Raw genomic sequence first — 544 nt, forward strand, 5'->3', positions numbered from 1 at the left:
CCGATCTGCTCGTGCTATCCGATGCGCTCACTGATGCCGATTCGCTCGCACTTCTTGATGCTCGCTCACTCTCTGAAACCGAACTACTTGTTGAAGCAGACGTGCTTACACTTTCTGACGCTGATCTGCTCACACTATCCGATTCACTCACTGACGTTGATTCGCTCGCACTTCTTGATATACGTTCGCTCTCTGATACTGAACTACTTGTCGATGTCGACGTGCTTGCACTTTCGGATGCTGAGCTACTCGTGCTTTCTGATGCGCTCACTGACGCTGATTCGCTTGCACTTCTTGACGCATCCTCACTTGCTGAAGTAGAAGTACTTGATGACACCGATTGACTCACACTTGTTGAGTTACTTACTGATGTCGATTCACTTGCACTTCTTGACGCACGTTCACTTTCTGATACTGAACTACTTGTCGATACTGACGTGCTTGCACTTTCTGACGCTGATCTACTCGCGCTATTTGAATCACTCACTGATGTTGACTCGCTTGCACTTCTTGACGCACGTTCACTTTCTGATACTGAACTACT

Annotated in this window: 1 protein-coding gene; it reads left to right on the plus strand. The window is 47.6% G+C overall.

Annotated elements, in window-relative coordinates; translation table 11 throughout:
* The coding region (locus CD122_RS12020) for an MSCRAMM family adhesin SdrC (protein ID WP_240624160.1) at positions 1-344 on the plus strand (344 nt) is incomplete at its 5' end.
* Positions 345-544: the final 200 nt, after the last annotated feature.

This window comes from Staphylococcus rostri, from assembly GCF_002902145.1.
Taxonomy (GTDB): Bacteria; Bacillota; Bacilli; order Staphylococcales; family Staphylococcaceae; genus Staphylococcus; species Staphylococcus rostri.